Raw genomic sequence first — 26,374 nt, 5'->3', positions numbered from 1 at the left:
GGACCACCGCGAGGTCGTGGCTGATGACGCTGTCGAGGGTGGATCAGCAACGCGGCGAGCGACACGAACACTCGGCGCGCGGTGCGCAGGGCGTAGTCGTGGACACGCTGGCGAAATCAGCGCCGCACAGACCACATCGCTGCTGACCGGAATAAATGCCCACCGTGCCGGTTTCGGCTTCGTCGCGCATGCCGACCCCGGCTATCCCGGTCTGCGTCTGGGACTCGCCGACGATGTGCTGACCCTGCCGGAAATACTGCGCGCCAACGGCTATGCCACCTACGCGGTCGGCAAATGGCATCTGGTGCGCGATGCCACGATGAACCCTGCGGCACATCGGGATTCGTGGCCGACGCAGCGCGGCTTCGACCGCTACTACGGTTCGCTGGAAGGTCTCAATTCCTTCTTCTACCGGAAGGCACACAGCAGAAGCCGCGCAATACCGAACCGGGATATGAAGCAGCGGAGTGGGATTCGCTTACGAGCGACGAGCAACGGCATCGACCAGAGCCTGGGTCGCATCCTCGACACCCTCGGGCAACTCGGCGAACTCGACAACCCCATTGTCCTGTTCACTTCGGACAACGGCGGCACCGCGGAAGGCGGACCGGAGGGCACCCGCACCTATTTCGCCGAATTCGCGCATATCACCGATCCGGACCGGACCGGTGACGTACCGCATGACGAGGAGCTGATCGGCACCGCGAAACTGGGGGTGCACTATCCGCGCGGCTGGGGCCAGGCCTGCGATACGGCCGTGGAACGGGAGGCGGAGTTCGTCGCCGAGTGAGCCGGGTGCAGATTTCCGGCCACAGCGCCGGTCCGATACCGTTGACCAGGGGCAACACCCCGACTCCGCCCGACCGAAGGATGCACCTGATGGACGACAGTTCGCTGATCTGGGACGACGGTGCGCTGGTCACCATCGACCAGCGCGAACTGCCGCATACGGTGCGCGAGCTGCGGCTCACCACGGTCGAGCAGGTGATCGACGCCATCAAGACGCTGGCCATCCGAGGTGCGCCCGCGATCGGCATCGCCGGTGCCTTCGGCGTGGTCATCGCCACCGCTGCGCATACCACCGACGGTGTCGTCGATGTGGCGCGGGCTGAGGCGGATGCCGCACGGATCGCGGACGCCCGGCCCACGGCGGTCAATCTGGCCTGGGCAGTGCGGCGGGTGCTGACCAAGGTGCCGCTCGGTGCGGAGGCGGTACTCGCCGAAACCCTTGCCATGCTGGCCGAAGACGGCCGCGTCAACCGGGCCGCCGCGACCCATGCCGCCGATCTCGTGCAGCGGCTGTGCCCCGACCGGCCCCTGCGTGTGCTCACACACTGCAATACCGGGCGGCTGGCGACCAGTGCCTTCGGCACCGCGATAGGGGCGATGCGGGTGCTGTCGGAACGCGGCGCGATCGAGAACGTCCTGGTCGACGAGACCCGACCGCTGCTCCAGGGTGCCCGGCTGACGGCCTGGGAGCTGGCCGAGGCGGGCATACCGCATCGGCTCACCGTCGATTCGGCCGCTGCCTGGGCGATAGCGACCGGCCAGGTCGACTGTGTGCTGGTCGGCGCGGACCGGGTGAGCGCCAATGGCGATGTCGCGAACAAGATCGGCACCTATGGGCTCGCGATCGCGGCCCACCACCATGGCATTCCGTTCATCGTCGTGGCACCGGAGTCGACCCGGGATCCAAAGATGGCGACCGGTGCCGATATCGTCGTCGAACAGCGCGCCGCGGCCGAGGTGACAGGATTCGGCGGTGTCACAACGGCTCCCGTCGACACCGAGGTGTTCAACCCGGCTTTCGATGTGACGCCCGCGGAGTTGGTGACAGCCGTCGTCACCGAACTGGGTGTCGTTTACGGCGCGAATACCGAAGCTGCGACCATCGCCGATATCGCCCGCGAGTTGTATGGACAGGGCTGGATGCCAGGTACAGCGGGCAACATCTCGGTGCGCACCGACGATACCGCCGTGATCACCGGGAGCGGTTTGTCGAAGGGCGAATTGACCGGCGCGGATATGGTGAGCGTCCGCATCGCCGACTCCGAGCCGACACCGAATCAGCAGCGCAAGCCTTCGGCGGAGACCACCATTCACACGGCGGTGTACCGAACCACCGGTGCCGCCGCTGTTGTCCATATCCATCCGCCCTACGCGACGACCGCCGCGACCCGCGCCGGCTCCCCCGACGCACGGTCCACCCTGCGGATCGCGGACTACGAACTCATCAAGGGGCTGGTGGCCAAGCAACCGGATGGTACCTATCCGACCGTCCTGGACCTGCCCGTCTTCCCGAATTGGCCGGATGTCGCGCGTATCGGCGCCGATATCGAGGCCTACCTACTCGAAAACCCCACCGCCGCACCGGCGTTGGCGATCGCTGGACATGGGATCACGACGTGGGGAGACAATCTTGCCCAGGCACGCGACCGCGCCGAATGCCTCGAGGCTCTGTGTGAGCTGGTAGCCCGCACCGGCCGTCAGCAGGCTTTCAGCGCTAGTTGATCGCGTGCAGGTCGCTCGAAACGATCAGCACGCAATCCGAACGAGATCCTCGAGATTGGACTGACATCATGACACTGTTGCAAGTGATGGCCGCCGACGATGCCGACAAGGTACTGCTGCGCACCACCGACGATGCGGTGATCAGCGCCGAATTGGCCGCCCGCGGTATTACTTTCGACCGCTGGCCGGTGCTGGACGATGCCACCGAGACCGCGTCGGATGAGCTGCTCGCCGAATATGACGACCGCGTCGCCGAACTGAATGCCTCCGGCCGCTTCAAGCACATCGATATCGCCCGCATCCACCCCGACGACGCGAATCCGCAGTGGCCGCAGATCGCCACGGGCGCGCGTGAGAAGTTCCTCCACGAACATCGGCACGCCGAGGACGAGGTGCGGTTCTTCGCAGCTGGACGCGGCTGCTTCTATCTGCATCTCGGCGACGAGGTCGTGGCGACGGTATGCGAAGGCGGGGACCTGCTTTCGGTGCCCGCAGGCACACTGCACTGGTTCGATATGGGCACCCGCCCCGACTTCATCGCCATCCGCTTCTTCGAGGAGGCCGACGGCTGGGTCGGCGATTTCACCGGTGACCCCATCAGCTCGGGTTTCCCGACCCTCGATCAGCTGCTGACGGCACTATGATCGCCACCGTCGTCGTCGATATCGAGGGCACCACCAGTGCGACCAGTACGGTGCGCGAGGACCTCTACGGCTACACCCGTGCCCGCCTGCCCGAGTGGCTGGCCGAAAACCGCACGGATGCGGCTGCTCCCATTATCGCGGGCACCCGGCAACTCGCCGCCCGCCCCGATGCCGACACCGACGAGATCGCCGCAATACTGTGCGACTGGCTCGGCTCCGATGTGAAGGCCGAACCACTCAAGGCCGCGCAGGGCATCATCTGCGCGGAGGGTTTCCGCAATGGCGCACTGCACGGGGAGTTCTTCCCGGACGTCGCGCCCGCCCTCGCCGCCTGGCGCGCCGCCGGTCTGACGCTGTATGTCTACTCCTCGGGATCGGTACGCAACCAACAGGATTGGTTCACCTTCGCGCGCGGCGGCGATCTGGCCGCACTCATCAGCGGCTACTTCGACCTGTCCAGCGCGGGCCCGAAGCGCGAACCAGCCTCCTATGAGAAGATCGCGAGCACCATCGGCACCCCCGCCGATCGCATACTGTTCCTTTCCGACCATCCCGACGAACTCGATGCCGCGGTCACCGCGGGCTGGTCGGTGACCGGTGTCCACCGTCCCGGTGAACCTAATCCCCCACGCCCCCCGCATCATTGGATTTCCTCGTTCGCGGAACTGACGCTGCCCTGAGGTCAGTGACCAGCACAGCGGCTCGGGATGCCGAGGAAGAATTGGATCGTCCCCGGATGCTTACCCGAATCGAGCCGGAACAGTTGGACATCGAATCGATAGCACTCCCCGGTGTCGAGGTCGCGCAGATGCATCGGCTGGTTCCGGCCGTAGGTGGTGCCGCCCGCAGCCCACATTCTGCGGAAGTCCGTATACGCACCGAGTTCGTCGAGGAATTCGGTGGACCAGGCGGTATCGCCGGACTGACCGATCAAACCGCGCAGCCAGTCGACAGTGAGCGCCGCCTCGCGCTCCCATTCGACCATGACCTGTTTGGACAGTTCGTTGCCGAAGAACCAGCGCAGCACATTCACATCGTCGACCAGACCGGGAAATGCGGCGGCGTAGGATTCGTTACAGGACAAGACATTCCACCGGGTATCGACATAGCCAGCCGCATTCGGCTCGTGCAGGCGTAGTCCGTCACGCATATCCGCGCTGATTTCATTGCGTAGTTCGGGCACGGAGGGAAATCTGTCCACACCCAATCCGGCCAGATCGAAAAACAGTCTGCGTTCAGCGTCGGTGAGCGCGGCGATCCGATCCAGATATCCGAACAGCGCATTCACCACCGGCCTGGTGGGATGTTCACGATCGCCGCCCTCCAGGTGGGTGATATAACTGGTGCTCACACCGGCGGCGAATGCCAGCTTTTCCCGGGAAATACGTCGATCGTCGCGCAGTCTGCGCAACTCGCCCCCGAACGTAGGCGGACGCACGCGAGCCTCGTCACCGCCATCGGTCGACCTGCGTGGCACAGCAATACACTCCCATGAAACCGTAGACGCATCAACAAATTGGTAGTCCTGCACAGAGGCGAGCCGATGCAATATTAAACGAAATGTTTGCCCCAATTTTCGCCCGGTGGGCCACGTTTCGCCACGAACCTGTCGGTGCCCTGGTCGACAATGCGGTATGGCATATGACAAGGTGCTCGCCGATCGGATACGGGAGCTGATCGACCCGACGCCCGATGTGAGCGAGAAGAAGATGTTCGGCGGTCTCGCCTTTCTGATCAACGGCAATATGGCGGTCGCGGCGAGTGGGAAGGGTGGTCTGCTCGTCCGTGTCGACCCGGACGAGGCCACCACCCTGCTTGCCCGCGAGCACATCGGCGCGATGGTGATGGGTGGTCGCGAAATGAACAACTGGCTGCGGGTCGACGCCCCGGCTGTCGCCGACGATGCCGCGCTCGACGAATGGGTCGAACGCGGTATCAGCTACGCCCGCACGTTGCCGCCGAAGGAGAAATAGCGGTCAGTGGACCAGGCGGCGGAAGGTGAGTTTGTCGAATTCCCGACCATATTCGTCCACCGCGACCACATCCATTTCGCTGGCGAAGATGCCGGGGCGAACATCGACGCGCAGGAACGAGTAGTTGCGGAACCGCACCCGCGACCACGGAGCCGCCTCGTCCTGTTTGCCGCCGGATGCGGTCCACACATAACTGTTCGGCACCGTGGTGTCCGGTAATTCGTGGCCCCGGAAGGTTTCCTGCGATCCGGGTTGGAAGTCGTAGCGCGGTCGGCCACCGCCGCCGACGGTGTAGTAGACGGTACCGTCGGTGTCCGGGTAGACGATCGAATTGTCCGCGGCGATTCTGGTCGCGGCGCCGGCGCGGATCGGGTCCGTGCGCTCGTAGACGTGATTGTGGCCTTGCAGCACCAGATCCACCTGATACCGGTCGAACAGTCCGGCCCACGCATCGCGCACGCCGCCGTCGCTGGCATGGGCGTCGGTGGTCGAGTACGCGCAGTGGTGGAAGAAGCACACCAGAAAATCGATATTCGGGTCCGCGCGGTAGGCGGCGAGGGTGCGTTCCACCCAACTCGTCTGCGCCCCACCGGAATACCCGGTATTGGCCTTGATCTCATAGCTGACGTCATTGGCGTCGAGCGAGAGCACCGCGACATTGCCGTAGGTGAACGAATACGCCGACGGGCAGCCCGCGGGACCGTTGCCCGGAAAGTCCAGCCGCGCCAGATGTCCGCCGTAGCCCTGCTGGCCGTAGGTCGCTTCCATATCGTGGTTGCCGGTGGCGAACATCCACGGTGTCTCGGCGGCACTGCGTTCGATGGCCCCGAAGTAGACATCCCACACGTAGGGGTTGTACTTGTCGAAACCGGAGTCGAGCTTCGCGCCGTTGGCGACGAATTCGTTCGGCTTGCCCCCGCCGGACGGGTCGGCATAGGCGATATCACCGGCGAGAATGTGAAAATCCGGTTTGGCGGCGGCGATTTGGCGCAGCACGTTGCTCGCATGCGGTGCGGTCGGATCGTTATCGGACTTGTAGTACTTGTCGTCGTAATCGCCGGGCACGGTGCCCTGTGGCAGCGCTGGAGTGTCGTCGGTGCCCTGATCGCCCATCATGGTGAACCGGAACGGCAGAATCGCACTGCGCGCACTCGGCATCGCGGGCGCGGCGGCGCGAACATCGCCGATGAATCCGTCGGAGGTGCGCCAGCGATAGAAATGCGGCACGCGTCCGGGTAGGCCGTCGACCGGGGCGTGCACATAGAACTGTTCGGCCGCGAGGACACCGCCGTCTGCGGAGGGGACCTGGGTCAGCAGATTGCGCACCTCGGCCTCGATGGTGCCGCCGAGCGCGGGCGTCGGACCGTGGTCCAGGAAGACCTTGATACCGGCCGGTTGCCGGGATAGCTGACCAGCGAACCGCAGCTGGCTCGTCGCATCCGGGCCGTATCCGACATGCCGACCGCCGACCGCGAGCTGCGCATCTTCTGCATAGGCGCGCTTGCCGAACGGTGAGGTTCCTACCGTGGCGACGGCGGCGGCCGCAGCGGCACCGCGCAACACATTGCGCCGGGAGACCGCGTGCCGACGCATATAATCCCGATGCCACTCGTGCTGCTCGGCCATGGTCATCTGCGCGGCCTGGGCGGCGGGAATTCCGGTATCCGGCAGATCGCCAGCGGGGTTCAACGGATTCGTCGGCACGGCACCGATGCTCTACGGCCCCGGCATCTCACGCAACCCGAAACCGCTTCCCATACACGAACAGTTCATGAACTCGGCGCTCAGCGAATGAGTGGGGTGAACGTGACGGGAAGAGCTTCCAAGGCCCGGTGGAATGGGCCGGGACGCCAGGTCGGTTTGTCATCGGAGAAGGCCAATCGCATCTCGGGTAGGGCGTCGAGAAGCTGATCGATCGCGTCTTGGGCGACCAGGTAGGCCAGCGACTGTGCGGGGCAGGCGTGTGGGCCGATTCCCCACGCCAGATGTGACCGGTTTCCGATGCGATCCTCGACTCGGATCGCGGGATCGTTATTGCAGGCGGCCATGCTGATCACGATCGGCTGATGCGCCGGCAGCCAGACGTCGTCGAGCAGGATCGGCTGACGAGGATAAGTGGTCAGGAAGTTCGCCAGCGGCGGGTCGTTGAACAGCACCTCGTCCAGGGCGTCGCGGGTGGACATACTGCCGCCGAGAAAACTGTCACCCAAACGCTCATCGGCGAGGATCAGCAGCAGAGTGTTGACGATCAGGTTCTGCTGGAATTCGATGCCCGCGCCGTAGTGGCTGGCCACTTGGTGAACCATCTCCTCCTCATTCAGTTCGGCGGGCTGACGCAGCAGAAGTGAGGTGATGTCGCTACCGGGTCGACTCCGTTTGAGGGTCACCAACTCCAGTATTGCCGCACTGATCATCGTGTTGCCGTCTTCGGCGTCGACGCCCTCGACCAGCGCGGCCATTCCGGTGGCGACCCGCTGCCCGATTTCCGGCGGGCATCCGAGCAGGACATTGAGCACCTCGAACGTCAGCGGAAATGCGTACTGGCGAATCAGGTCGGCTGTACCGGTTCGACAGAAGGCGTCGATGAGCGGGACGGCGATCTCTTCCACAACTGCGTGGAGGGCGTACAGATCGACTTGGTCGATGCTCGCGCTGATGGCATGCCGGTAGCGTTGGAAGTCCGCGCCGTCGTTGCGGCTCGCGGTTGGACGCCAAGCCATGATCGGGAGCACGGGGCATTCGGCGGGAACGTTCTGCTGCCAGGTGCGCGGATCGGCGGGGAACCGCTCCGGATCATTGAGGATCCGCACTGCCGTGCTGTATCCGAGCACCAGCGTGGCGGGCACTCCGGGCGCCAGCTCAACCGGTGCCAGAGAGCCGTAACGACTGCGCATTTCGCGGTATACGCGGTGTGGATCCGCGGCGAATTCCGGTGAGTACAACGGCACTGTCCGGTCGGGGGATTCGGTCGGGGAACCATGGGCCACCGGGCAGGTCGGAGTAGTGGACCAAGGCTGCGATGTACTCATGAATCGAACTCCGGATCATCGGTGCGTGGACTGCGGGTGCTGCCGTCTAGAAGTTGACGAGTATTCCGCCCCAGCATAATTCGATGATGCGATCAATGACACAATCGGCTCGCTGCCCGCCATGGGTGGGACGGTAGAGGGGGCACGGAGCCGCGTCGTTGTCGGCGACCGAGCCGGCCGTGCGGCGAGCCGAGGAAGGCGATGGTATGGGCGAAACAGCCAAGGACAGTGCGGCACACGGTGTGCTGCCAGGGATAGTGAAACTCGGTCGCAATGTGCTGTCGGAGAAGTTCTTGCCGCACAAGGACTTCGAGATTCCGATGAAGAAGAGCGAGGTCGACGCGCGTTGGTTGACGGCTGTGCTGGCCGCCGGACATCCTGGGGCAGAGGTGGAGTCGTTCGAGATCGTCGACGCCAGCCCGGGGACGACAAGCCGATGGCGCGCTAAGCTCAGCTATAACGAGGCGGGTAGGCATGCGAAGTTGCCCGAGCACCTGTTCGCCAAGACCACCCTGACGTTCACCCAGCGTTTGACGCAGTATCTGGCCGACGCGCTGCCCGGAGAGCCCGGTTTCTTTCAGCACTTGCGGCCGAAACTCGAGATCGAGGCCCCCCATGGGTATTTCGGCGCCGCCGATATGCGCACGGGCCGTTCACTCACCCTGCTCGAGGACATCAGCGTTACCAAGAACGCGCGGTTCTGCACGCCGATGGAGCCCATAACCCGGGAACAGATGCAGGATCTGTTGGCGAATATGGCTATCTGGCACGGTCATTACTGGGATTCTCCGGAGCTGAAAACGCTGGACTGGTTGAAAACACCGAGTCGGCACTTCCGCAATTTCGACCGGCTCCTCGGAATGCGCAAGCGGGCGAGGGTGGGGCTCGAGCGCGCGCCCGAGATCGTGCCGGACACGCTGCCCCCCGTGCAGGACAAGCTCTACGCGGCGTGTGAAAAGTCCTTGCTGATCGCTGGACGCGGCCCACAGACACTGCTGCACGGGGATGCGCATATCGGCAACGCGTATGTGACCGACACGGGTCGCATGGGTTTCACCGACTGGCAGCTGGTACTGCGCGGCAGTTGGGCTTTCGACGTCACCTATGCGATCACCTCCGGGCTCGAGGTCGCGGACCGGCGGGCCTGGGAGCGTGAACTCATCGAATTCTATGTGGACCGGCTGCATGCGGCGGGCGGTCCCGCCTTGCCGTTGGAGGATGCGTGGCTTGCCTACCGGCAGCAAAGCCTCTACCCCTATTTCGCGTGGATGATCACCATCGGTCGCAGCGCCATCATGCCTGAATTCCAACCGGCCGACGTATGCCGTGCCATCGTGCACCGTACGTCCACGGCGATCATGGATCTCGACGCGCTACAAGCCGTCGGCGATTAGCCGACAACGAGTCGAATGGTGATTGTTCGAACTGGGTCACCATTCGATTCGCCTCGTATCGAGTCGCGTCTATCGCACGTCAAGGCGTTGTCACAGCCGCAGCGTGAGCGTGCTCCGGTTACTGTCCGCACCTCGCACGGGTCGTACAATCCTCCCGGTGGACCAAGTCGCCCGCCACAGCGGTATCGGTTCCGCGGATTCCCTGCGCCGACACATGATCCGCCACGTAGGCCTGCCCCCGAGTGTCTCCCGCGCCTCCTTCACTCGCACCCCAAGCCGATGCGCCTGAGCAAATCCGAGGGCGGCCCGGCTATACCTGAATGACAGTCAGCTCCGGCACGACCGAAGGAAACCCGGTGTCCTGAGTGACTACTGACCATCCGTGCGCCATCGCAGTCGCAGCAATCCACGAATCGTTGATCTCCATCTTCGTCCCGGCCGCCTTCAGCCGCTGTCGCAGCAGCGCCCAGGCCGCTGCCACCCGCTCATCGATCGGAATCGGTTGCAAGCGTTGCGTTGCCATCAACGTATCCAGCCTGCGAGAACGGGACTCATCATCGACAGACATCAGCACACCCCACCGCAATTCTGCGAAAGTGACCACACTGACGGCCGATTCCTCTGGAAGCAGGTCGAGGTCGATGCGTCGGCCACTTTCTTGCGCAATGAATACTGACGTGTCGAGCAGGCCCATGCTCATGCGCTCGCTCACCGCCACGGACCCACCGTGTCGTCCGTGGTCTCGGTCAACTCATCCGCAAGCTGATCGCGCAGGCCGGGATCGGCGAGCGGCAGATAAGCGAAGAATGCCCGCGTGGCCATAGTGGTTGGCCGCTCGCGGCGAGGCACCAATAGAGCAACCGGACGCTCGTTCACGGTGACTTCGAGGGTCTCACCCGCCTCGACTCGCCGCAGCACCTCACTGACATGATTGCGCAGTTCACGCACCGAAACCCGCTCATGCTGAGACATGAATTCAATGTAGCATTTCTGCTACACCGTGCTACGGGTTATCGGTCGCCAATCGCGTGCACGAGCCAACTCTCGCGGCACCCGAACGCCGTCATGTACAGGTCTGTCTCCCCAGTGCGGCGGGCGTAGTCGCGGGCCGCTGTCACGTGATCCAACGCGCCGGCGTAGTCGAGGGTGCGAGCCTGATTGATCGCCCCCGCGAGATGGGAGTATCCAGCCATTACATGCCGCGCGTGGGTGGCGTCGGCGGTCGCTATGGCCGTGTCCGGTCAGCAATTCGGCGCGCATATTGCGGGTGCAATTCCCGCGCGAGTCGTTCACCGCGCATCGGCTTCCGTCGCGTACGCCGCTTCCGCAGGCACAGCCTGGAACCATCCTGTTCGACGTAAATCCGGATCAATAAAAGGAGCGCACCGCAATCCCGGTCGTTACGGGCGCGGGCCTCCGCTACGCCTCTGACCTCCGCAGAAAGGGCGCTACGCCCCGCGGACCTCCGCAGGAAAGGCGTTGGCCCGCATCAGCTCTCGGGCCGCGGCACGGTAGCGGTCGGCGATCAGACGGACGACCGCCGGGTGCACACCGATCGGCTCAGCGACACCATCGGCACCCGCCTCGTGCAGGCGCTGCTGGAACAGGCCATGGGCCAGCAGATACGAGGCGATGAAGACGCGCTTCGCACCCGCCTCGCGAAGTTCGGCAACGACTTCCGGCACACGCGGAGCTCCGGTGGCGACGTAGCCGATGCGAACCGGGATACCGAGAAGTTCGGCCAGCATCCCCGCCGCACGTCGAACATCTCGGCGCGCACGGGCATCCGATGATCCAGCCGCCGCGAAGACAACCGCGTCACCCGGTCGCCAGCCAGCGGCGCGCAACCGCATGGCCATGATGCGGGCCAAGGCGGGATCCGGTCCCATGGCGGGTGTGACCGCTACCTGGGGATGACCGCTCTCGGCCACCTCGCGGGGCACATCCTGATAGACATGGTATCCGGATGCGAGAAACGCCGGAACCACCACGGCGGGAACCGATTCCCCCTCGGCGTCGGTCAGATCGCGCAATACCTCGGACGGTGACGGACCGAGCACATCCACGAAGGCGGTACGCACCCAGGGCTGCTCGGAGGTCTCCGGCCCACGAACGACGGCGCGATGTTCACAAACCAGACCCGCTTCGGCATCGCGCCCCGAAATCGCGGCGCCGAACTCATCCGCCACCGCCTCGGCGAGCGCGGCGATCATCTGCACACCCCTGGTACTCCTGGTGCCGTGTGCGACCAGGACCAGGGCCGGTGCCGTCACCAGCTCCCCGCAGCCGGTGCGTACCTCGGTGCGCGGGCCGGGGTGGCGATGCCCGCTCCCGGCGCACGGCCATTGGCAACGGTGCGTGGAAAGTCATCGGCGCAATCGGCGGCGTCCAGTGCCAGCCGGTAGCCCCGTTTGACCACGGTCTGAATGGCTTTCGGGGTGCCGAGTCCGGCGCGCAGCCGCGCGATCGCGGTCTCCACGGCATGGGTGTCGTCACCGCCGCCGGGCAGCGCCGCGAGCAGGTCCTCCCGGGACACCACCCGGCCGGGCTGGCGCGCCAGCGAGCGCATCAAGGCCATCGGCGCGGGTGCGAGCTGACGCACCGAACCATCGACCACCACGCACGCCCCACGTACGCTGATGGTGTGGCCGGCGGCCTGAATCCGGTTGGCGCGCCGGGGCAATTCCTCGGCGACGTGCCGGGCCAGCGCACCGAGGCGCGCCCGTCCCGGCATCGAGGTCGCCACTCCCAGTTCCTCCAGCGGAGCCGCGGTGATCGGTCCGACGCAGGCGGGCAGCACCCGTCCACGCAGCGCGTGCAGCACCCCCTCCAACAGCCCGGTTTCCTTGGCCCGCATCAACATCGACGCTACGGCGGGCGCACTGGTGAAGGTCACGCAGTCCAGGCTGGCGGTGATGATCGCCTCGATCAGATTGTCCATGGGAGCCTGATCATCCGGCGGCACCCAGCGGTACACCGGCACCGGAACGACATCCGCACCAGCGCAACGCAATACCTCACAGAAGTCCGGTACCGGCTCCCATTCGGTTGTCGCGCCGTGCAATTGAACCGCGATCCGCACGCCCTCCACACCCTCGGCGAGCAGGTGGTCGAGCACCTCGGCCGAAGATTCGGAGGCGGGCGACCATTCCTCGCGCAGTTCGGCGGCACGGATGGCGCCCTTGGCCTTCGGCCCACGCGCCAGCACCCTGGCCGCCGACAGCGTCAGCCGCAGATCCTCGGCAATGCCCCAGCCCTCGGCCGCTTCCATCCAGCCGCGGAAGCCGATGCCGGTGGTGGCCACCACGATCTGCGGCGGATCGACAACGATCTCGCGGGTCACCCGCTCCAGTTCGTTGTCATCGGCAAGCGGGATGATCCGGATGGCGGGAGCGGCAATGATACCGGCGCCCCGTCGGGTGAGCAGCGTGGCGAACTCCTCGGCCCGCCGCGCGGCCGTGACACCCACCGTGAAACCGGCCAGACAGGCACCCGTATCGATTGTCGTCATGCCTATCCGCCGTCCGTGGTGACGAGCCCGGCATCGACCGGCTCATTGGAAACCGAAACGATGCCGTCCTCGACGCACACCGCGTATACCGGCAACGTCGCCGAATCGTCGTCCAGGCAGTGCCCGTCCAGCAGCGAGAACGCCTGCTTCAGCAGCGGCGAGGCCACGACCGGAATACCGCCACGGTCACCGACGATACCGCGCGACATCACTGCCGCGCGGCCGATCGGGTCGATATTACCGACGGCGGCGAGGGTGCCGTCGGTCAGCAGGAACAGAGCGGCCTGACGGCCACCCTTCAGCAACACCGCGACGCCGCGGCCCGGAATCAGGTAGTCGAGTCGGCACGCCTGCGTCCAACCCGTGCTGGTAGCGGTGGCAATGCCAGGGGTGTCCATCACGGTCATCGGTGTCATCCTCCAAACGCCTTACCCATTGGTACCGGCGTCCTGTTTCTTCGGTGTTAAGCGGCTATTGCCCGCGTGTGGCAACCGGGATTTCCGGCATACCGAGCAGCACCGGTACCTTCCGTTCCCCGGTCTCATCGAATGAAATGGTCGGATCGGCCTCGTCCGGGGCATTGACAAAGGACACGAAACGCGACAGTTTCTCCTCGTCCTCGAGCACCGCGGCCCATTCATCGCGGTAACCGGCGACATGCTGGGCCATGGCCGCCTCCAGATCCGCGGCGATGCCGAGGCTGTCTTCGCACACAACCTGCTCGAGGTACTCGATGCCACCCTCCAGCGCTTCCTGCCACGGCGCGGTGCGCTGCAGCCGGTCGGCGGTGCGGATATAGAACATCAGGTACCGGTCGATGTACTTGATCAGCGTCTCGTCGTCGAGATCACCGGCGAGCAGCACCGCATGCTTCGGGGCCAGACCACCATTGCCGCCGACATACAGGTTCCAGCCGTGTTCGGTGGCGATCACACCGACGTCCTTGCCGCGCGCCTCGGCACATTCGCGGGCGCAACCGGAGACCGCCAGCTTCAGCTTGTGCGGCGAACGCAGGCCGCGGTAGCGCTTCTCCAGCAATACGGCCATACCGACGGAATCCTGCTGACCGTAGCGGCACCAGGTGGAGCCGACGCAGCTCTTCACGGTGCGCAGTGACTTGCCGTAGGCGTGCCCGGATTCCATACCGACATCGACCAGGCGCTGCCAGATCCGCGGCAGCTGTTCGACGCGGGCGCCGAACAGGTCGATGCGCTGACCGCCGGTGACCTTGACGTAGAGGTCGAATTCCTTGGCGATCTGACCGATGGTGATCAGCTGATCCGGGGTGACCTCACCGCCGGGCATCCGCGGCACCACCGAGTAGGTGCCGTTCTTCTGCAAATTCGCCAGGAAGTGATCGTTGGTGTCCTGCAACGCGGCCTGTTCACCGTCGAGAATGTGATCGCTCGAGGTGGAGGCCAGAATGGAGGCGACCGTCGGCTTGCAGATATCGCATCCGGTACCCGTGCCGTGCTTGGCGATCAGGGCGGAGAAGGTGCGGATGCCGGTGACCTGGACGATCTGGAACAGCTCGGCCCGCGATTGTGAGAAGTGCTCGCACAGCGCCTTGGACATCTCGACGCCGGACTGCTCGAGCAGCTTCTTGAGCATGGGAACGCAACCACCGCACGAGGTTCCGGCGGACGTGCACTTCTTGACACTCGCGATATCGCAGGCGCCGTCCGCGATGGCACCGCAGATCGCACCCTTGGAAACGTTGTTGCAGGAGCAGATCTGGGCGTCGTCGGGCAGCGAGTCGGCACCGAGTTCGGCACCGGCCGGTGAGATCAGCGCGGCCGGTTCGGCGGGCAGCGGACGTCCGACCAGCGGACGCAACGCCGAGTACGCGGTCGCGTCACCGACCAGGATGCCGCCGAGCAGGATCTGCGCGTCATCGGAGACGACGAGTTTCGCGTAGGTGCCCTTCGCGGCGTCGTGCAATACGACCGATAGAGCGCCCTCGGTGGTGCCGTGCGCGTCACCGAAGCTGGCGACATCGACGCCGAGCAACTTCAGCTTGGTCGACATATCCGCGCCCGGGAATTCGCCTGCGCCACCGAGCAATCGGTCCGCGACGATCTCGGCGGTGGAGTAGCCGGGGGCGACCAGGCCGTAGCAGACACCTTGCACCGCGGCGCATTCGCCGATCGCGTAGATATTCGGATCGCAGGTCTGCAGGCCGAGGTCGGTCACGATGCCGCCGCGCGGGCCGACCTCGATGCCGCTGTCGCGGGCGATCTGGTCGCGCGGGCGGACACCGGCGGAGAAGACCACCAGTGCGGCATCGATCACCGTGTCGTCGGAGAGCGTAACCTTCAGGCGCTCAGCCGTTACCGCGTCCGCGACGGTCTCGATCGACGAGGTGCCGACACCGGTGTGCACCTGCAGCCCGAGATCGACGACCAGCTTCTCCAGGATGGCGCCACCACCCTCGTCGACCTGGGCGGGCATCAGGCGGGGGTTGAACTCCACGACATGCGGCGTCATGCCGAGCATGCGCAGGGCGTTGGCCGCCTCCAGACCGAGCAGACCACCACCGACAACCACACCGGCCGCACCGGGTCCGGCCGCGGCGGCCGCCGCGCGGATGCCGTCCAGATCATCAATGGTGCGGTAGACGAAGCATTCCGGCAGATCGTGACCCGGCACCGGTGGCACGAACGGGTACGAACCGGTCGCCAACACCAGCGCGTCATAGGCGATGATGTCGCCCGCCGACGTGGTGACCTTGCGCGCCTCGCGATCGATGGACTGCGCGGACTGGCCGAGGCGCAGCTCGACCAGCGCGTCACCGGCGTATTCGTTACCGGGCAGCGCCAGCGCGGCGGCATCCCAGTTGCCGACGTACGACGAGAGTCCGACGCGGTCGTAAGCGGGCAACTGCTCCTCGCTGAGGATGACGACCTGCCACTGACCTGCCTCGTCCCTGGACCGCAGTGCCTCAACGAACCGGTGCCCGACCATGCCGTGGCCGACGACCACGACGATCTTGCGCTGGGTGGGGTCGACTGTCGAGTTCATGACTGTCCTCCGTTGCTGATTCGGCGTCAGGCTCGGACCGACGTGCTGGTGGACTGGGACGGGTTGCCTGCCTCGGCTTCGAGAACGAGCGCCTCGGCCTCCGCGACGACCCCGGCGTCGGTACCGCCGCGCGGGCGGCGCAGGAACACCAGATAGGTCACCACAGCGCAGGCCACGTAGAAGGCCATGAAGATCCAGAACGCGGTGGTCGCCGATTTGGTCGAGGTGTAGGAGGAGCGCAGGACGAGGTTGATCGCGACACCGCCGAGCGCACCGATCGCGCCGACGAAACCGATGAGCGCACCGGAGGTGTTCTGCGACCAGGCGGCCTGGGCGGCCGGACTCGCGTTCAGGCTTTTGGATTTGGCGTCGAAGACCGACGGGATGATCTTGGTGACCGCACCGTTACCGATACCGGACACCACGAACAGCGCGATGAACCCAGCCACCAGCGCCGCCATCGCGGCACCGCTCGGCACACCGCCGCTGCGGTCACCCGCGGTACTCGCCACGCCGACCAGCACGGCAGCCGCGGTCATCACGGCGAAGGTGTAGAAGGTGACCCGGCCGCCGCCGATCCGATCGGCCAACTTGCCGCCGTACGGCCGGGCCAGCGAACCGAGCAGCGGGCCGATGAAGGCGATCTGCGCGGCATGCAGTGTGGCTTGCGTGATGGTCTCACCACCGGCATTGAAGCTGAGCTGCAGCACCTGACCGAAGGCGAAGCTGTAGCCGATGAACGAACCGAAGGTACCGATGTAGAGGAAGGCGATCGCCCAGGACTGCGGTACCTCGAGCGCCGTGATCATGTAGGAGAGATCGGCCTTCTGGTTCTTCAGGTTGTCCATGAACAGCGCGGCGCCGAGACCGGCCAGCGCGACGAGCACGAGGTAGATCGCGCAGATCAGCGAGGCGTAGCCATTGCCGAGGGCGGCGATGACCAGCAGCCCGACCACCTGGATGACGGGCACGCCGATATTTCCGCCGCCCGCGTTCAGTCCGAGCGCCCAACCCTTCAGCCGCTGCGGGTAGAAGGCATTGATATTGGTCATCGAGGAGGCGAAGTTGCCGCCACCGAATCCGGCGAATGCGGCCACGACCAGGAAGGTCGTGTACGAGGTGCCCGGCTGATTGATGAAGTACAGCGTGAGCAGCGTCGGAATGAGCAGCAGCGTCGCACTGAAGACGGTCCAGTTGCGACCGCCGAAGCGCGCGGTGGCCACGGTGTACGGAATGCGCATAATCGCACCGACCAGTGTCGGCATGGCGACCAGGAAGAACTTGCCCGCCGGATCGATGCCGAACTTATCGGTGGGCATGAACAGCACCATGACCGACCATATGGACCACACCGAGAATCCGACATGCTCCGCGAAGACCGACCAGATCAGATTGCGCTTGGCGACGTCTTTGCCGCCGGCCTCCCAGGCCGTGACATCCTCGGCATCCCAATGCTCGATGTTGTGATTACGCGTCAGCGTGCTCAACAGGGGCCTCCCAAAATCGGTTAGCCCCACGGTAGGAAACGGGTATTGCCGAAATGCTGCCCCAAATGACCGTCAAATCAACGGTTGCTCACGATTACCGGGATCCCCGGGTGAGTTTCAATGCAATGTTTCGGACATGTGACACACTGGTTTTCCGCGCGTCACGAACAGCCGATCTTCGAATTGCCGACCGGTGAGGTGTGACGCACGCCCTCCCGCCGCGCACAGCATGACCACCTCCGCCCAGCCTCGCAACTCGAACTGTTGGGAAGGCGAGCTATTTATTTCCAGGTTTCTTCGAGCATGCGCGGCTTGCAGGCCTGCCATGCGCCGGTGAGCAGCACCAGCACCGCGACGACGAGCATCACGAACGGCGCGGCCCAGCCGTCGGTCGCGTCGTGCAACATGCCGAATAGCACCGGACCGACGCAGGCCACCGCATATCCGACGCCCTGGGTGAAGCCCGACAGTGCGGCCGAGCCCTGCGGGGTCCGGGTGCGCATATTGATCAGCGTCAGCGTCATCGGGAAGGTGCTCAGGCCAAGGCCCAACAGCACGACCCACAGCAACGGAACACTCATCGGCGCGATGAGTAGTCCGGCGAATGCGACGAAAAAGCAGACGGCACAACCCACTACGAAGGGGAACGGATTGCCGAACCGCGCGACCACCGTCGGTGCGGTGAGCGCCGGCACCAGACCGACCAGCGCGACCACACCGACCATGGCCCCGCCGAACGCGGCACTCGCACCCGCCTCGGAAAAGATCTTGGGCAGCCAGGTGAACATGGCGTAGGTGGTCAGCGCGGTCATACCGAACATGGCCGCCATGCCCCAGCCCAGCGGCGAACGCCACACCTTGCCCTTGGGCTCTGGAGTCCGCGGTGGCAGCGCGGTGCTGTCGACCCGATCGCGGCCGCGACGATCGCGCAGCACACCGAGCCACGGCACGGCGGCCGCGAAGCCGAGAATTGCCCACAGTCCCAAGGAGATCCGCCAGCCGTGCGCCTCGGCAACCGGCACCGCGATCAGCGCGGGCACCACGGTGCCGAGCTGGACCATGGTGATGTACAGCGAGCTGACCACCGCGAGCCGGTCCGGGAAATATCGCTTGACCAGCGGCGGAATCACCACATTGCCGATGCCCATACCGCCGAGGGCCAGCGCGGAGAAGATCAGCAGTTCGGCTGTGCCGCCGACCACCGCCCGGATCAGCATGCCGAGTCCGGCCATCAGCATCGCGATCAGGGCGGTGCGCTCCAGCCCGATCCAGCGCACGAAAAGCGGAGTGAGCAGGCCCGAAACCGCGAACATCAGCGTCGGGATCATGCCGAAGACACCGACAACCGCTGTCGAGTACCCGATATCGGCGCCGATGCGCTCGGCCAACGGTGAGAATGCGGTGACGGCGACCCGGAGGGTGAGTGCGGACATCACGATGGCGGCGAGGACGAGCAGTCGGCCTTCCGTCAGTGCACGTTTGCGTCGCTCGCCGCCGACGCATTCCGGGCGAGTGGTACTTTCCGGGAGAGCTGCAGCCACCGCGGAATCATAGGATGACCCGACGATGGGAAACAAGGATTTGTGATGGGCGGTACTCTGATGCCGTGCAACCCGTCCGGCGGACCAGCCTCATTGCCCAGGTAACCGAGCAGCTGCGCGCCGAAATACGTTCCGGCTGTTGGCCTATCGGCTCCCGAATCCCCACCGAACCAGAGCTCACCGAGCTCACCGGAACCGGGAGAAATACGGTACGCGAGGCGGTGCAAGCGCTCGTGCACGCCGGGATGCTGGAGCGTCGCCAAGGCTCGGGCACCTATGTCATCGCGGCCTCGGAGGTCGGCGGCACCCTCGCGAAGTACTTCGCCGATGCCGAGGAACGCGATGTACTAGAGCTGCGCATGGCCATGGATACCAATGCCGCGGCATTGGCCGCGCGCCGTCGCGACGAGACCGATATCGCGAATCTGCGGCGGCTGCTGAAGGAACGCAACCAGCAGCACTGGGACGAACAGAATGTCGTGGCCATCGAAGCCGATGTGGAACTGCACCGCGCGATCGTCGTGGCCAGCCACAACGCCGTATATCTGGAGTTCTACGATTCGCTGCTGCCGATTATCGAACAGGTGATCCGCGCACGATCCGCGAAATCCGATGACGCCTACGACGACGAGCACAATGAATTGGTGCAGGCCGTCATCGATGGCGATCCCGAACGAGCGGCCCAAGCGGCTCGGTGCTTTCTCACCTCGCTGATCGCCGACTATCCGGACCGGTAGACTTCTGGTCGAACGACCGAAACTCTTTCGCCCGACCAGGTAACCGATACGTCACCGACCGAACAGCTGTCATGTGAGTCGAATTTGCCTGGGATGTCATTCTGGGCCATTCACACGCAACAACCGGCTCCTACCTTTGTCTCGACCGTAGCTCGGCGAACCCACCGAGCCAGATCGAGAGGAAGCCGATGACTGCCGCAGTAGCTGCCACCGGCCAGCAGTCGGACACCCCAGCATTCACGCACCAGAAACGGGGACGCTGGCTGGAGCACTGGGAACCGGACAACACCGAATTCTGGGAATCGGGCGGCAAACTCACCGCCCGCAAGAACCTGATCTTCTCCGTCTTCGCCGAGAATCTCGGCTTCAGCATCTGGGTCATCTGGGGCACCGTGGTGACCAGTATGGGCCCGGCGGGCTTCGACTTCCTGGCCGGACTCGGCAAGGGCAACCCGACCGCGGTGAGCAATGCCCTGCTGCTGACCTCGACCCCGACCTTGGTCGGCGCGGCACTGCGCATTCCGTACACCTTCGCCATTCCGAAGTTCGGCGGGCGCGCGTTCACGACATTCAGCGCGGCCATGCTGCTGATCCCGACGCTTGGCCTGGCCTACTTCGTCAACCACCCGGGCACCCCCATGTGGGTGTTCATGATCCTGGCCGCGCTGGCCGGCTTCGGCGGCGGTAACTTCTCGTCCTCGATGGCCAATATCTCGTTCTTCTACCCGGAAGGGAAAAAGGGTGCGGCCCTTGGTATCAACGCCGCGGGCGGCAATCTCGGCGTCGCGCAGACCCAGCTGGTGCTGCCGCTGCTGATCACCCTCGGCACACACATCATGGCCGACGACGCGGCGGGCTACCGCTTCGGAATCACGCTGTCGGTACTGGTCTGGGTGCCGTTCATCCTGATCGCCATGTTCGGCGCGCTGCGGTACATGGACAGCATCGGCACCGCCAAGGCCGACGGCAAGTCCTACAAACTGGCGCTCACCAATAAGCACACCTGGGTGATGTCGTTCCTCTACATCGGCACCTTCGGTTCCTTCATCGGCTTCTCCTTCGCCTTCCCGACGCTGATCAAGGCCAACTTCCCGGATCTGGCCAATATCGGCTGGATCACCACCCTCGGTAACCTCGCCTTCCTCGGCGCGCTGGTCGGCTCGTTCAGCCGGCCGTTCGGCGGCTGGATCTCCGATAAGGTCGGCGGCGCCAAGATCACCATCTATGTGTTCGGCGGTATGGCGATCGCGTGTGTGCTGATCATGGCCGGGTTGCAGGCGAAGAGTTTCCCGCTCTACCTGATCGCATTCCTGCTGCTTTTCGTGCTGTCCGGCGTCGGCAACGGTTCGACCTACCGGATGATCCCATCCATCTTCAATGCCGAGGCCAAGAAGTACGCCGCCGAGCACGGACTCGACCTCGTCGATGCCGTGGCCTCGGCCAAGCGTCAGGCCGGTGCCGCGATCGGTGTCATCGGCGCGATCGGCGCTTCCGGCGGTTATCTGCTCCAGCAGGCGCTTCGCCTATCCAACATCAACTTCCACAGCATGAACCCGGCCTTCTGGGCCTACGCCGGCGCCTTCCTGGTCATGGCCGCGGTCACCTGGTTCTGCTACCTGCGCTCGTCGTTCGCCGTGGCCCGCGTCCCCTCACTCGCCTACGCCAACGTGTAACCACCTCACCCGATAGACCTGAATGCCGCGCCGGAACCAGGTCCCCGGCGCGGCATTCGGCCGTCCAAGCGTCGAATCCCAGTGGGCTTTCGGCCGTTCCGGCTGCTCGGCTGGATCGCCGCCGTACTGCTCATCGACACCGTCTCGCTGTGGGCCACCGACGGCCAGCCCATCCCGACCGCGCGGCGCACAGTGCCGGATCCGGTAACCGGGCGATCGCGGTCAGGATAGAACTCAGAGCATCAGACGAACCATATCCGCGGTTCGCGCCAATCCGGGAAACGCTTCGGGGGTCGAGCGGGGGTGCAGCGCATGCACAGCAAGCCGAAACATAACCGCGCGCAACAGCATTTGCGGCCACTCGGCCAAATCGGACCAGCGGTCGAGCAGGCCGTCATCGGCACCGCCCCAGGCGAGCGCGTCGACGACGATGACACCGGCGGCCCATGACGCTGGACGCCAGTACGGGGTGATGTCGGTCAGACCCGGGGTGAAGACCCCGGCGAAAAGTACCGTGCCGAACAGATCTCCGTGCACCAGTTGCGCGGGGGTTTGGATCGGTTTGCGCAAGGTGGCCAGTTGGCCGATCAGTTCCATGCTGCGTTCGCCGTCGGGGGAGGTGGCCGGGGTGATACCACCGGCGCGCAGACTGCGCAGCGGTACCGGCTCCCAGGCGGCGCGGTCGGCGGCGACGAAGACGTCGACATCGACCCAGGGCGCCACCGGCGGCTGGACCAGGAACCGCGGTCGTTCGAGTCGCGCCGTGGCCTGATGCAGTCGCAGCGATACCGAGACGACCTCGTCATACCGTGGCTCGGGCACACCCTCCAGATAGGTATCGGCGCGCCAACCGGATACCACATAGCGGCCGTCGGTGGCACGCACCGGGCGGGCCAGGCGCAGGCCGTCCACCTTCAGGGTTTCGCGGACCTTCGCCGACCATGCCGCCCTGGCATGGTCGGCGACCGGGCTCAGCACCACATCGCCCAGCCGCCAGCCGCCGTCCCAGTCTCCCAGCGAAACCGGGGTCACTTCGCGCAGACCGAACGTGGCGCGTACGTGCTCGGGAGGTTCCACAGAAGTCACGGCCGTACGGTACCTGTGTTGAATTTGGCACGCCCGCGGCGCGCCGTGTGCTCTGCCTTTGGCAGCGCCTTCGGCGCTGCGCGTTCGCGGCCCCTCTGCTGTCGCGCGTCCGAGCCGCCGAGGCTCGCGCCCGCGGCGCATACGCTTCGACGGCTCGGCCGACGCGGACCCGCAACGGGCCGCGAACATCGCTCGTAAGACTCACTCCGAGGTGGTTACGCCGCGAGGCAACCTCTCGGCATGGGTGCCCGATCTAGTAGACCGGCAGTGACTTGTCGACCTGATTCGCCCAGGCGACGATGCCGCCCTGCACATGCGATGCATCGGAGAAACCGGCGCTCTTCAGGACCGCGAGCACCTCGGCCGAGCGGATACCGGTCTTGCAGTGTAAGACGATCGGGCGGTTCTGCGGCAGATCCGAGAGCGCCTCACCGGAGAGGAACCGATCCTTCGGGATAAGCTTGGCGCCCTCGATGTGCACGATGTCCCATTCGACCGGCTCGCGCACGTCGATGAGCTCGATTTCCTTGCCCGCGTCGAGCAACTCTTTGAGCTCGCGCGCGGTAATCGTCGAGCCCGCGGCCGCGGCCTGGCCCTCCTCGGACACCACACCGCAGAACGCCTCGTAGTCGATCAGTTCGGTGATCGGCTGACGCTCCGGATCGCGGCGCAGCTTGATGGTCCGGTAGTTCATATCCAGTGCGTCGTAGACCATCAGACGGCCGAGCAGCGGCTCACCGATGCCGGCGATCAGCTTGATCGCCTCGGTCACCATGATCGAACCGATGGAGGCGCACAGCACGCCGAGGACACCGCCCTCGGCGCAGGAGGGCACCATGCCCGGCGGCGGGGCCTCCGGGTAGAGGTCGCGGTAGTTTATGCCGCGGCCGTCCGGCGCGTCCTCCCAGAAGACCGAGACCTGGCCCTCGAAGCGGTAGATGGAGCCCCAGACATACGGCTTGCCCGCCAGCACCGCGGCATCGTTGACCAGGTAGCGGGTGGCGAAGTTATCAGTGCCGTCGACGATCAGATCGTATTCGGCGAACAGTTCGACGGCGTTCTCCGGCTCCAAGCGGATCTTGTGCAGCCGCACGTCGATACCGGAGTTGATCTCGAGAATGGAATCGCGCGCACTATCGGCCTTCGGACGGCCGATATCGGATTCACCGTGGATGATCTGGCGCTGCAGATTGGAGGCGTCGACCTCGTCGAATTCGACAACGCCGAGCGTGCCGACACCGGCGGCCGCCAGATACAGCAGCGCTGGCGAGCCGAGCCCGCCCGCGCCGATGACCAGCACCTTGGCGTTCTTCAGCCGCTTCTGTCCGTCCACACCCAGGTCCGGGATGATCAGATGACGGCTGTAGCGGGCGATCTCGTCCTTGGTCAGCTCCGCGGCCGGTTCGACCAGCGGCGGCAGGGACTTCGGTGATGACACGTCCAGGGCTCCTCGAATCAATTGGCCGATCGCACTGTGGTGGCTCAGCGCGTAATTACTCAACACCGACAATCGGCCCGTTCTTCCCGACTATGGTCTCGCATCAACCACCGAGCCCCACAACCGACCCGCACAACCCGACCACCACGGAGCGTGGCATTACGAGCGAGGAGTTCGCGCCGCAGGCGCGGTGCGATAATTCAGCCGCGTGGATAGGGCCAGGGGTTGAAACGACAGCGCTTACCGTCCATCGGAACCACACCGTCAGGATCGAGGGCCGCGATGTCGTTGTTCTTGGTGCCGAAGGTCTGCTGCATCATCACCGGCGCGAGCCCGCCGTCGGTCTCGCACGGCTGATGCTGGTGATAGCCGATGGCATGGCCGACCTCGTGGTTGACCTGGTACTGCCGATAGGAACCGATATCGCCCTCGAAGGCCAGCGCGCCGCGCACCCAACGCACCTCCGAAAGCACCACCCGGCGCAGATCGGCATTGAAGCAGGAGGAGTCGATCGGAATATCGAAACCGCATGCCTTACGCGAGGATTCGCGGGAGGCGAGCGAAATGCGGAAGTCCGGCTCACCCTGATCTATGCGCCGGAAGGCGAATCTGGTGTCGTGCGCCCAACTCTTGGGGTTGCCGAGGGTGCTGTCGACCAGTTTGGCCACGGACTCGTCCCCACCGAAGCCGGAAGTGTCTACGCCGTCCTCGATTTCGATGGTGTACTTGAACTGGAACTGCGATCCGGTGCCCACCTGCCCGGTGGCCCCCGGCACCACATGCCATGTGCCCGTGCCGGTTTCGGTGAACGATCCGCCGTCGGGCAGCGCGCCGGTCGGCAGATTCGTCGGGAAGTGGCCGTCGCCGGGCGGTGCGCCGATGATTCCCGCAGATGCCGCGCGCGGGCTGAATCGTCCGAATCCCGGTGCCCCGCCCGGCATATTCGCCGGATCGGTGCCCCCGCGCACCGCGTCCACGATCACCAGCACAGTCACCGCGAAAAGTACGGGAAGTGCGTAAGCACGCCAACCATAGGTGCGGACGAAACGACCGAGTGCGCTCAGCTTCTTGGTATCACGCTCGGGTCTCGATGCGCGGGAACGACTCTCGTCGGGGGCGGTGGGATCCCAGCGGGCCCGCAGCGGTTGATAGGAACGATCGACGGGTGATGACTCGTCCAAGCCGAGCGGGTGATAGATCTCGACACCGTTGCCGACCCGCGGTGGCGAACCGGATCTCCATTCGATCTCACCCTCGGCGCCGTCCGGGGCAGCAGCACCGCTTCGGGTGGCTGCGCCCGCACGCACCTCGGGGCCTGGCCTTTCCACAGCGCCCGAGACTACGGAACCGGACGCGCCGGAGCCAGCCCGGCGGTGCGCATTGCGTCTGCCGCCGGACGATCTTTCCGGTCGGACGGTCACGTCAACCAGCGTCTCACAAGGCGCGATACCCCGTACCGGGCCGATGCCGGCCCTTTCGAGCGACCTGCAGGAGTCGCCGGCGATGCGATATATCTCACCGACTGGGCGGCATCTGTGGCCCCGATCGGCAGACGTCGGGCAACCGGGTATCGTTCATGGGATACCCGGTGTACACCCCAATCTGCCGGGGCATCGACTGGGAGAGCCGAAAATGACTGACCTCGTGGACCGGACGCCGTCGCGCAGAACGTCGTCCGACGCCATGGCGCCGACCAAGCGCGGTACCCGGCTTCCGCGCGACGAGCGTCGTCAACAGCTACTCGCGGCGGCCAGTGAGGTGTTCGTCCAGCGCGGTTACCACGCCGCCGGCATGGACGAGATCTCACAGTGCGCCGGAGTGAGCAAGCCGGTGCTCTATCAGCACTTCACCAGCAAACTCGAGCTCTACGTGGCGGTGCTGCAGAACTACGTCGACATGCTGGTGTCGAGTGTGCGCCAGGCGCTGCGCTCGACTACCGACAACCGGCAGCGTGTGCGCGCCGCGGTCCAGGCCTACTTCGATTTCGTGGACAACGAAATGCAGGGCTTCCGACTGGTTTTCGAATCCGATCTGATCAGCGAGCCGCAGGTGCAGCGCCGGGTCGAACAGGCCACCGAGGCGTGTGTGGACGCGGTCTTCGATCTGGTCGCCCACGATTCCGGTCTGGACCCCTATCGGGCCCGGATCCTCGCGGTCGGACTGGTCGGCACCAGCCAGTTCACCGCACGGTACTGGCTGGAGGCGGATCGGCCGATTCCGAAGGAAGAGGCAGTCGACACCACCGTCGCGCTGGCTTGGGGCGGTCTGTCGCATGTGCCGCTGCATCCGATCAACTGACCGGGCAGACGACAGAGCCCCCGCACTCACC

General features: G+C 65.2%; 23 protein-coding genes and 1 pseudogene. 10 read left to right on the top strand and 14 right to left on the bottom strand.

Annotation, left to right across the window (positions count from 1 at the left end):
• Window positions 1-94 precede the first annotated feature (94 nt).
• From ACW2Q0_RS26775 to mtnC, 4 genes and pseudogenes are all read left to right on the top strand, one after another.
• Window positions 95-754, top strand: a pseudogene (locus ACW2Q0_RS26775) (sulfatase-like hydrolase/transferase); the annotation flags it as partial.
• Between the two features lie 125 nt (window positions 755-879).
• Complete coding sequence (gene mtnA / locus ACW2Q0_RS26770) at window positions 880-2,511, top strand: S-methyl-5-thioribose-1-phosphate isomerase (RefSeq protein ID WP_457193680.1); 1,632 nt, start codon at window positions 880-882, stop codon at window positions 2,509-2,511.
• A 68-nt stretch (window positions 2,512-2,579) separates the two neighbouring features.
• Window positions 2,580-3,155: a 1,2-dihydroxy-3-keto-5-methylthiopentene dioxygenase gene (locus ACW2Q0_RS26765; RefSeq protein ID WP_457193679.1), complete on the top strand. Its 576-nt coding sequence runs from the start codon at window positions 2,580-2,582 to the stop codon at window positions 3,153-3,155.
• The gene (mtnC, locus tag ACW2Q0_RS26760) at window positions 3,152-3,835 is read left to right on the top strand and encodes an acireductone synthase (RefSeq protein WP_457193678.1); all 684 of its coding nucleotides are present in this window, start codon (window positions 3,152-3,154) and stop codon (window positions 3,833-3,835) included. Before ACW2Q0_RS26765 ends, mtnC begins: the two co-directional genes overlap by 4 nt.
• A 2-nt stretch (window positions 3,836-3,837) precedes the next feature.
• Here mtnC and ACW2Q0_RS26755 read toward each other — a convergent pair whose 3' ends face one another.
• Complete coding sequence (locus ACW2Q0_RS26755; protein WP_457193677.1) at window positions 3,838-4,593, bottom strand: helix-turn-helix transcriptional regulator; 756 nt, start codon at window positions 4,591-4,593, stop codon at window positions 3,838-3,840.
• Between the two features lie 196 nt (window positions 4,594-4,789).
• On the opposite strand from ACW2Q0_RS26755, the gene ACW2Q0_RS26750 reads away from it, so the two are divergent.
• A complete protein-coding gene (locus tag ACW2Q0_RS26750; protein ID WP_457193676.1) occupies window positions 4,790-5,128 on the top strand; it encodes a TfoX/Sxy family protein in 339 nt (112 codons plus the stop codon).
• A 3-nt stretch (window positions 5,129-5,131) separates the two neighbouring features.
• Here ACW2Q0_RS26750 and ACW2Q0_RS26745 read toward each other — a convergent pair whose 3' ends face one another.
• Window positions 5,132-6,832 (bottom strand): metallophosphoesterase, encoded by a 1,701-nt coding sequence (locus ACW2Q0_RS26745; protein ID WP_457193675.1) that lies wholly within the window; start codon window positions 6,830-6,832, stop codon window positions 5,132-5,134.
• Between the two features lie 80 nt (window positions 6,833-6,912).
• Complete coding sequence (locus ACW2Q0_RS26740; protein ID WP_457193674.1) at window positions 6,913-8,157, bottom strand: cytochrome P450; 1,245 nt, start codon at window positions 8,155-8,157, stop codon at window positions 6,913-6,915.
• 206 nt (window positions 8,158-8,363) lie between these two features.
• Here ACW2Q0_RS26740 and ACW2Q0_RS26735 point away from each other — a divergent pair, with 206 nt between their 5' ends.
• Complete coding sequence (locus ACW2Q0_RS26735; protein ID WP_457193673.1) at window positions 8,364-9,551, top strand: phosphotransferase; 1,188 nt, start codon at window positions 8,364-8,366, stop codon at window positions 9,549-9,551.
• A gap of 310 nt (window positions 9,552-9,861) precedes the next feature.
• Here the strand turns inward: ACW2Q0_RS26735 and ACW2Q0_RS26730 are convergent, their stop codons facing one another.
• The 8 genes from ACW2Q0_RS26730 to ACW2Q0_RS26695 form a co-directional block, all read right to left on the bottom strand.
• Window positions 9,862-10,269: a PIN domain-containing protein gene (locus tag ACW2Q0_RS26730; protein WP_457193672.1), complete on the bottom strand. Its 408-nt coding sequence runs from the start codon at window positions 10,267-10,269 to the stop codon at window positions 9,862-9,864.
• On the bottom strand, window positions 10,260-10,523 hold the full coding sequence (locus ACW2Q0_RS26725) for a type II toxin-antitoxin system Phd/YefM family antitoxin (protein WP_457193671.1): 264 nt from the start codon (window positions 10,521-10,523) through the stop codon (window positions 10,260-10,262). The genes ACW2Q0_RS26730 and ACW2Q0_RS26725 overlap by 10 nt, the downstream gene beginning before the upstream one ends.
• Before the next feature lie 476 nt (window positions 10,524-10,999).
• Entirely contained in the window at window positions 11,000-11,824 is an 825-nt protein-coding gene (locus tag ACW2Q0_RS26720; RefSeq protein WP_457193670.1) for a sirohydrochlorin chelatase, read from the bottom strand.
• Window positions 11,821-13,062: a uroporphyrinogen-III synthase gene (locus ACW2Q0_RS26715; protein ID WP_457193669.1), complete on the bottom strand. Its 1,242-nt coding sequence runs from the start codon at window positions 13,060-13,062 to the stop codon at window positions 11,821-11,823. Before ACW2Q0_RS26715 ends, ACW2Q0_RS26720 begins: the two co-directional genes overlap by 4 nt.
• A gap of 2 nt (window positions 13,063-13,064) precedes the next feature.
• Window positions 13,065-13,469: a nitrite reductase small subunit NirD gene (gene nirD / locus ACW2Q0_RS26710; protein ID WP_457193668.1), complete on the bottom strand. Its 405-nt coding sequence runs from the start codon at window positions 13,467-13,469 to the stop codon at window positions 13,065-13,067.
• 64 nt (window positions 13,470-13,533) lie between these two features.
• A complete protein-coding gene (gene nirB / locus ACW2Q0_RS26705; RefSeq protein WP_457193667.1) occupies window positions 13,534-16,083 on the bottom strand; it encodes a nitrite reductase large subunit NirB in 2,550 nt (849 codons plus the stop codon).
• Window positions 16,084-16,109: 26 nt separating this feature from the next.
• Window positions 16,110-17,573: a nitrate/nitrite transporter gene (locus ACW2Q0_RS26700; RefSeq protein ID WP_457193710.1), complete on the bottom strand. Its 1,464-nt coding sequence runs from the start codon at window positions 17,571-17,573 to the stop codon at window positions 16,110-16,112.
• A gap of 278 nt (window positions 17,574-17,851) precedes the next feature.
• Complete coding sequence (locus ACW2Q0_RS26695) at window positions 17,852-19,003, bottom strand: MFS transporter (protein ID WP_457193709.1); 1,152 nt, start codon at window positions 19,001-19,003, stop codon at window positions 17,852-17,854.
• Window positions 19,004-19,176: 173 nt separating this feature from the next.
• On the opposite strand from ACW2Q0_RS26695, the gene ACW2Q0_RS26690 reads away from it, so the two are divergent.
• The 3 genes from ACW2Q0_RS26690 (at window position 19,177) to ACW2Q0_RS26680 (ending at window position 21,752) form a co-directional block, all read left to right on the top strand.
• Entirely contained in the window at window positions 19,177-19,848 is a 672-nt protein-coding gene (locus tag ACW2Q0_RS26690; RefSeq protein WP_457193666.1) for a FadR/GntR family transcriptional regulator, read from the top strand.
• 188 nt (window positions 19,849-20,036) lie between these two features.
• Complete coding sequence (locus ACW2Q0_RS26685) at window positions 20,037-21,521, top strand: MFS transporter (protein WP_457193665.1); 1,485 nt, start codon at window positions 20,037-20,039, stop codon at window positions 21,519-21,521.
• 81 nt (window positions 21,522-21,602) lie between these two features.
• Window positions 21,603-21,752 (top strand): hypothetical protein, encoded by a 150-nt coding sequence (locus ACW2Q0_RS26680; RefSeq protein WP_457193664.1) that lies wholly within the window; start codon window positions 21,603-21,605, stop codon window positions 21,750-21,752.
• A gap of 3 nt (window positions 21,753-21,755) precedes the next feature.
• Here ACW2Q0_RS26680 and ACW2Q0_RS26675 read toward each other — a convergent pair whose 3' ends face one another.
• The 3 genes from ACW2Q0_RS26675 to ACW2Q0_RS26665 all read right to left on the bottom strand — a co-directional run bounded on the left by ACW2Q0_RS26675 (window position 21,756) and on the right by ACW2Q0_RS26665 (window position 25,373).
• A complete protein-coding gene (locus tag ACW2Q0_RS26675) occupies window positions 21,756-22,607 on the bottom strand; it encodes a TIGR02569 family protein (protein ID WP_457193663.1) in 852 nt (283 codons plus the stop codon).
• A gap of 253 nt (window positions 22,608-22,860) precedes the next feature.
• On the bottom strand, window positions 22,861-24,045 hold the full coding sequence (gene moeZ, locus ACW2Q0_RS26670; protein ID WP_457193662.1) for an adenylyltransferase/sulfurtransferase MoeZ: 1,185 nt from the start codon (window positions 24,043-24,045) through the stop codon (window positions 22,861-22,863).
• A 200-nt stretch (window positions 24,046-24,245) separates the two neighbouring features.
• Window positions 24,246-25,373 (bottom strand): DUF3152 domain-containing protein, encoded by a 1,128-nt coding sequence (locus ACW2Q0_RS26665; protein WP_457193661.1) that lies wholly within the window; start codon window positions 25,371-25,373, stop codon window positions 24,246-24,248.
• Window positions 25,374-25,677: 304 nt separating this feature from the next.
• Between ACW2Q0_RS26665 and ACW2Q0_RS26660 the strand changes: the two genes are divergently transcribed.
• Window positions 25,678-26,343, top strand: a complete 666-nt coding sequence (locus ACW2Q0_RS26660) for a TetR/AcrR family transcriptional regulator (RefSeq protein ID WP_457193660.1) — start codon at window positions 25,678-25,680, stop codon at window positions 26,341-26,343.
• The last annotated feature ends 31 nt before the right edge of the window (window positions 26,344-26,374 follow it).

The organism is Nocardia citri, from assembly GCF_054065835.1.
This window is presented reverse-complemented; position numbering and strand designations above follow the sequence as displayed.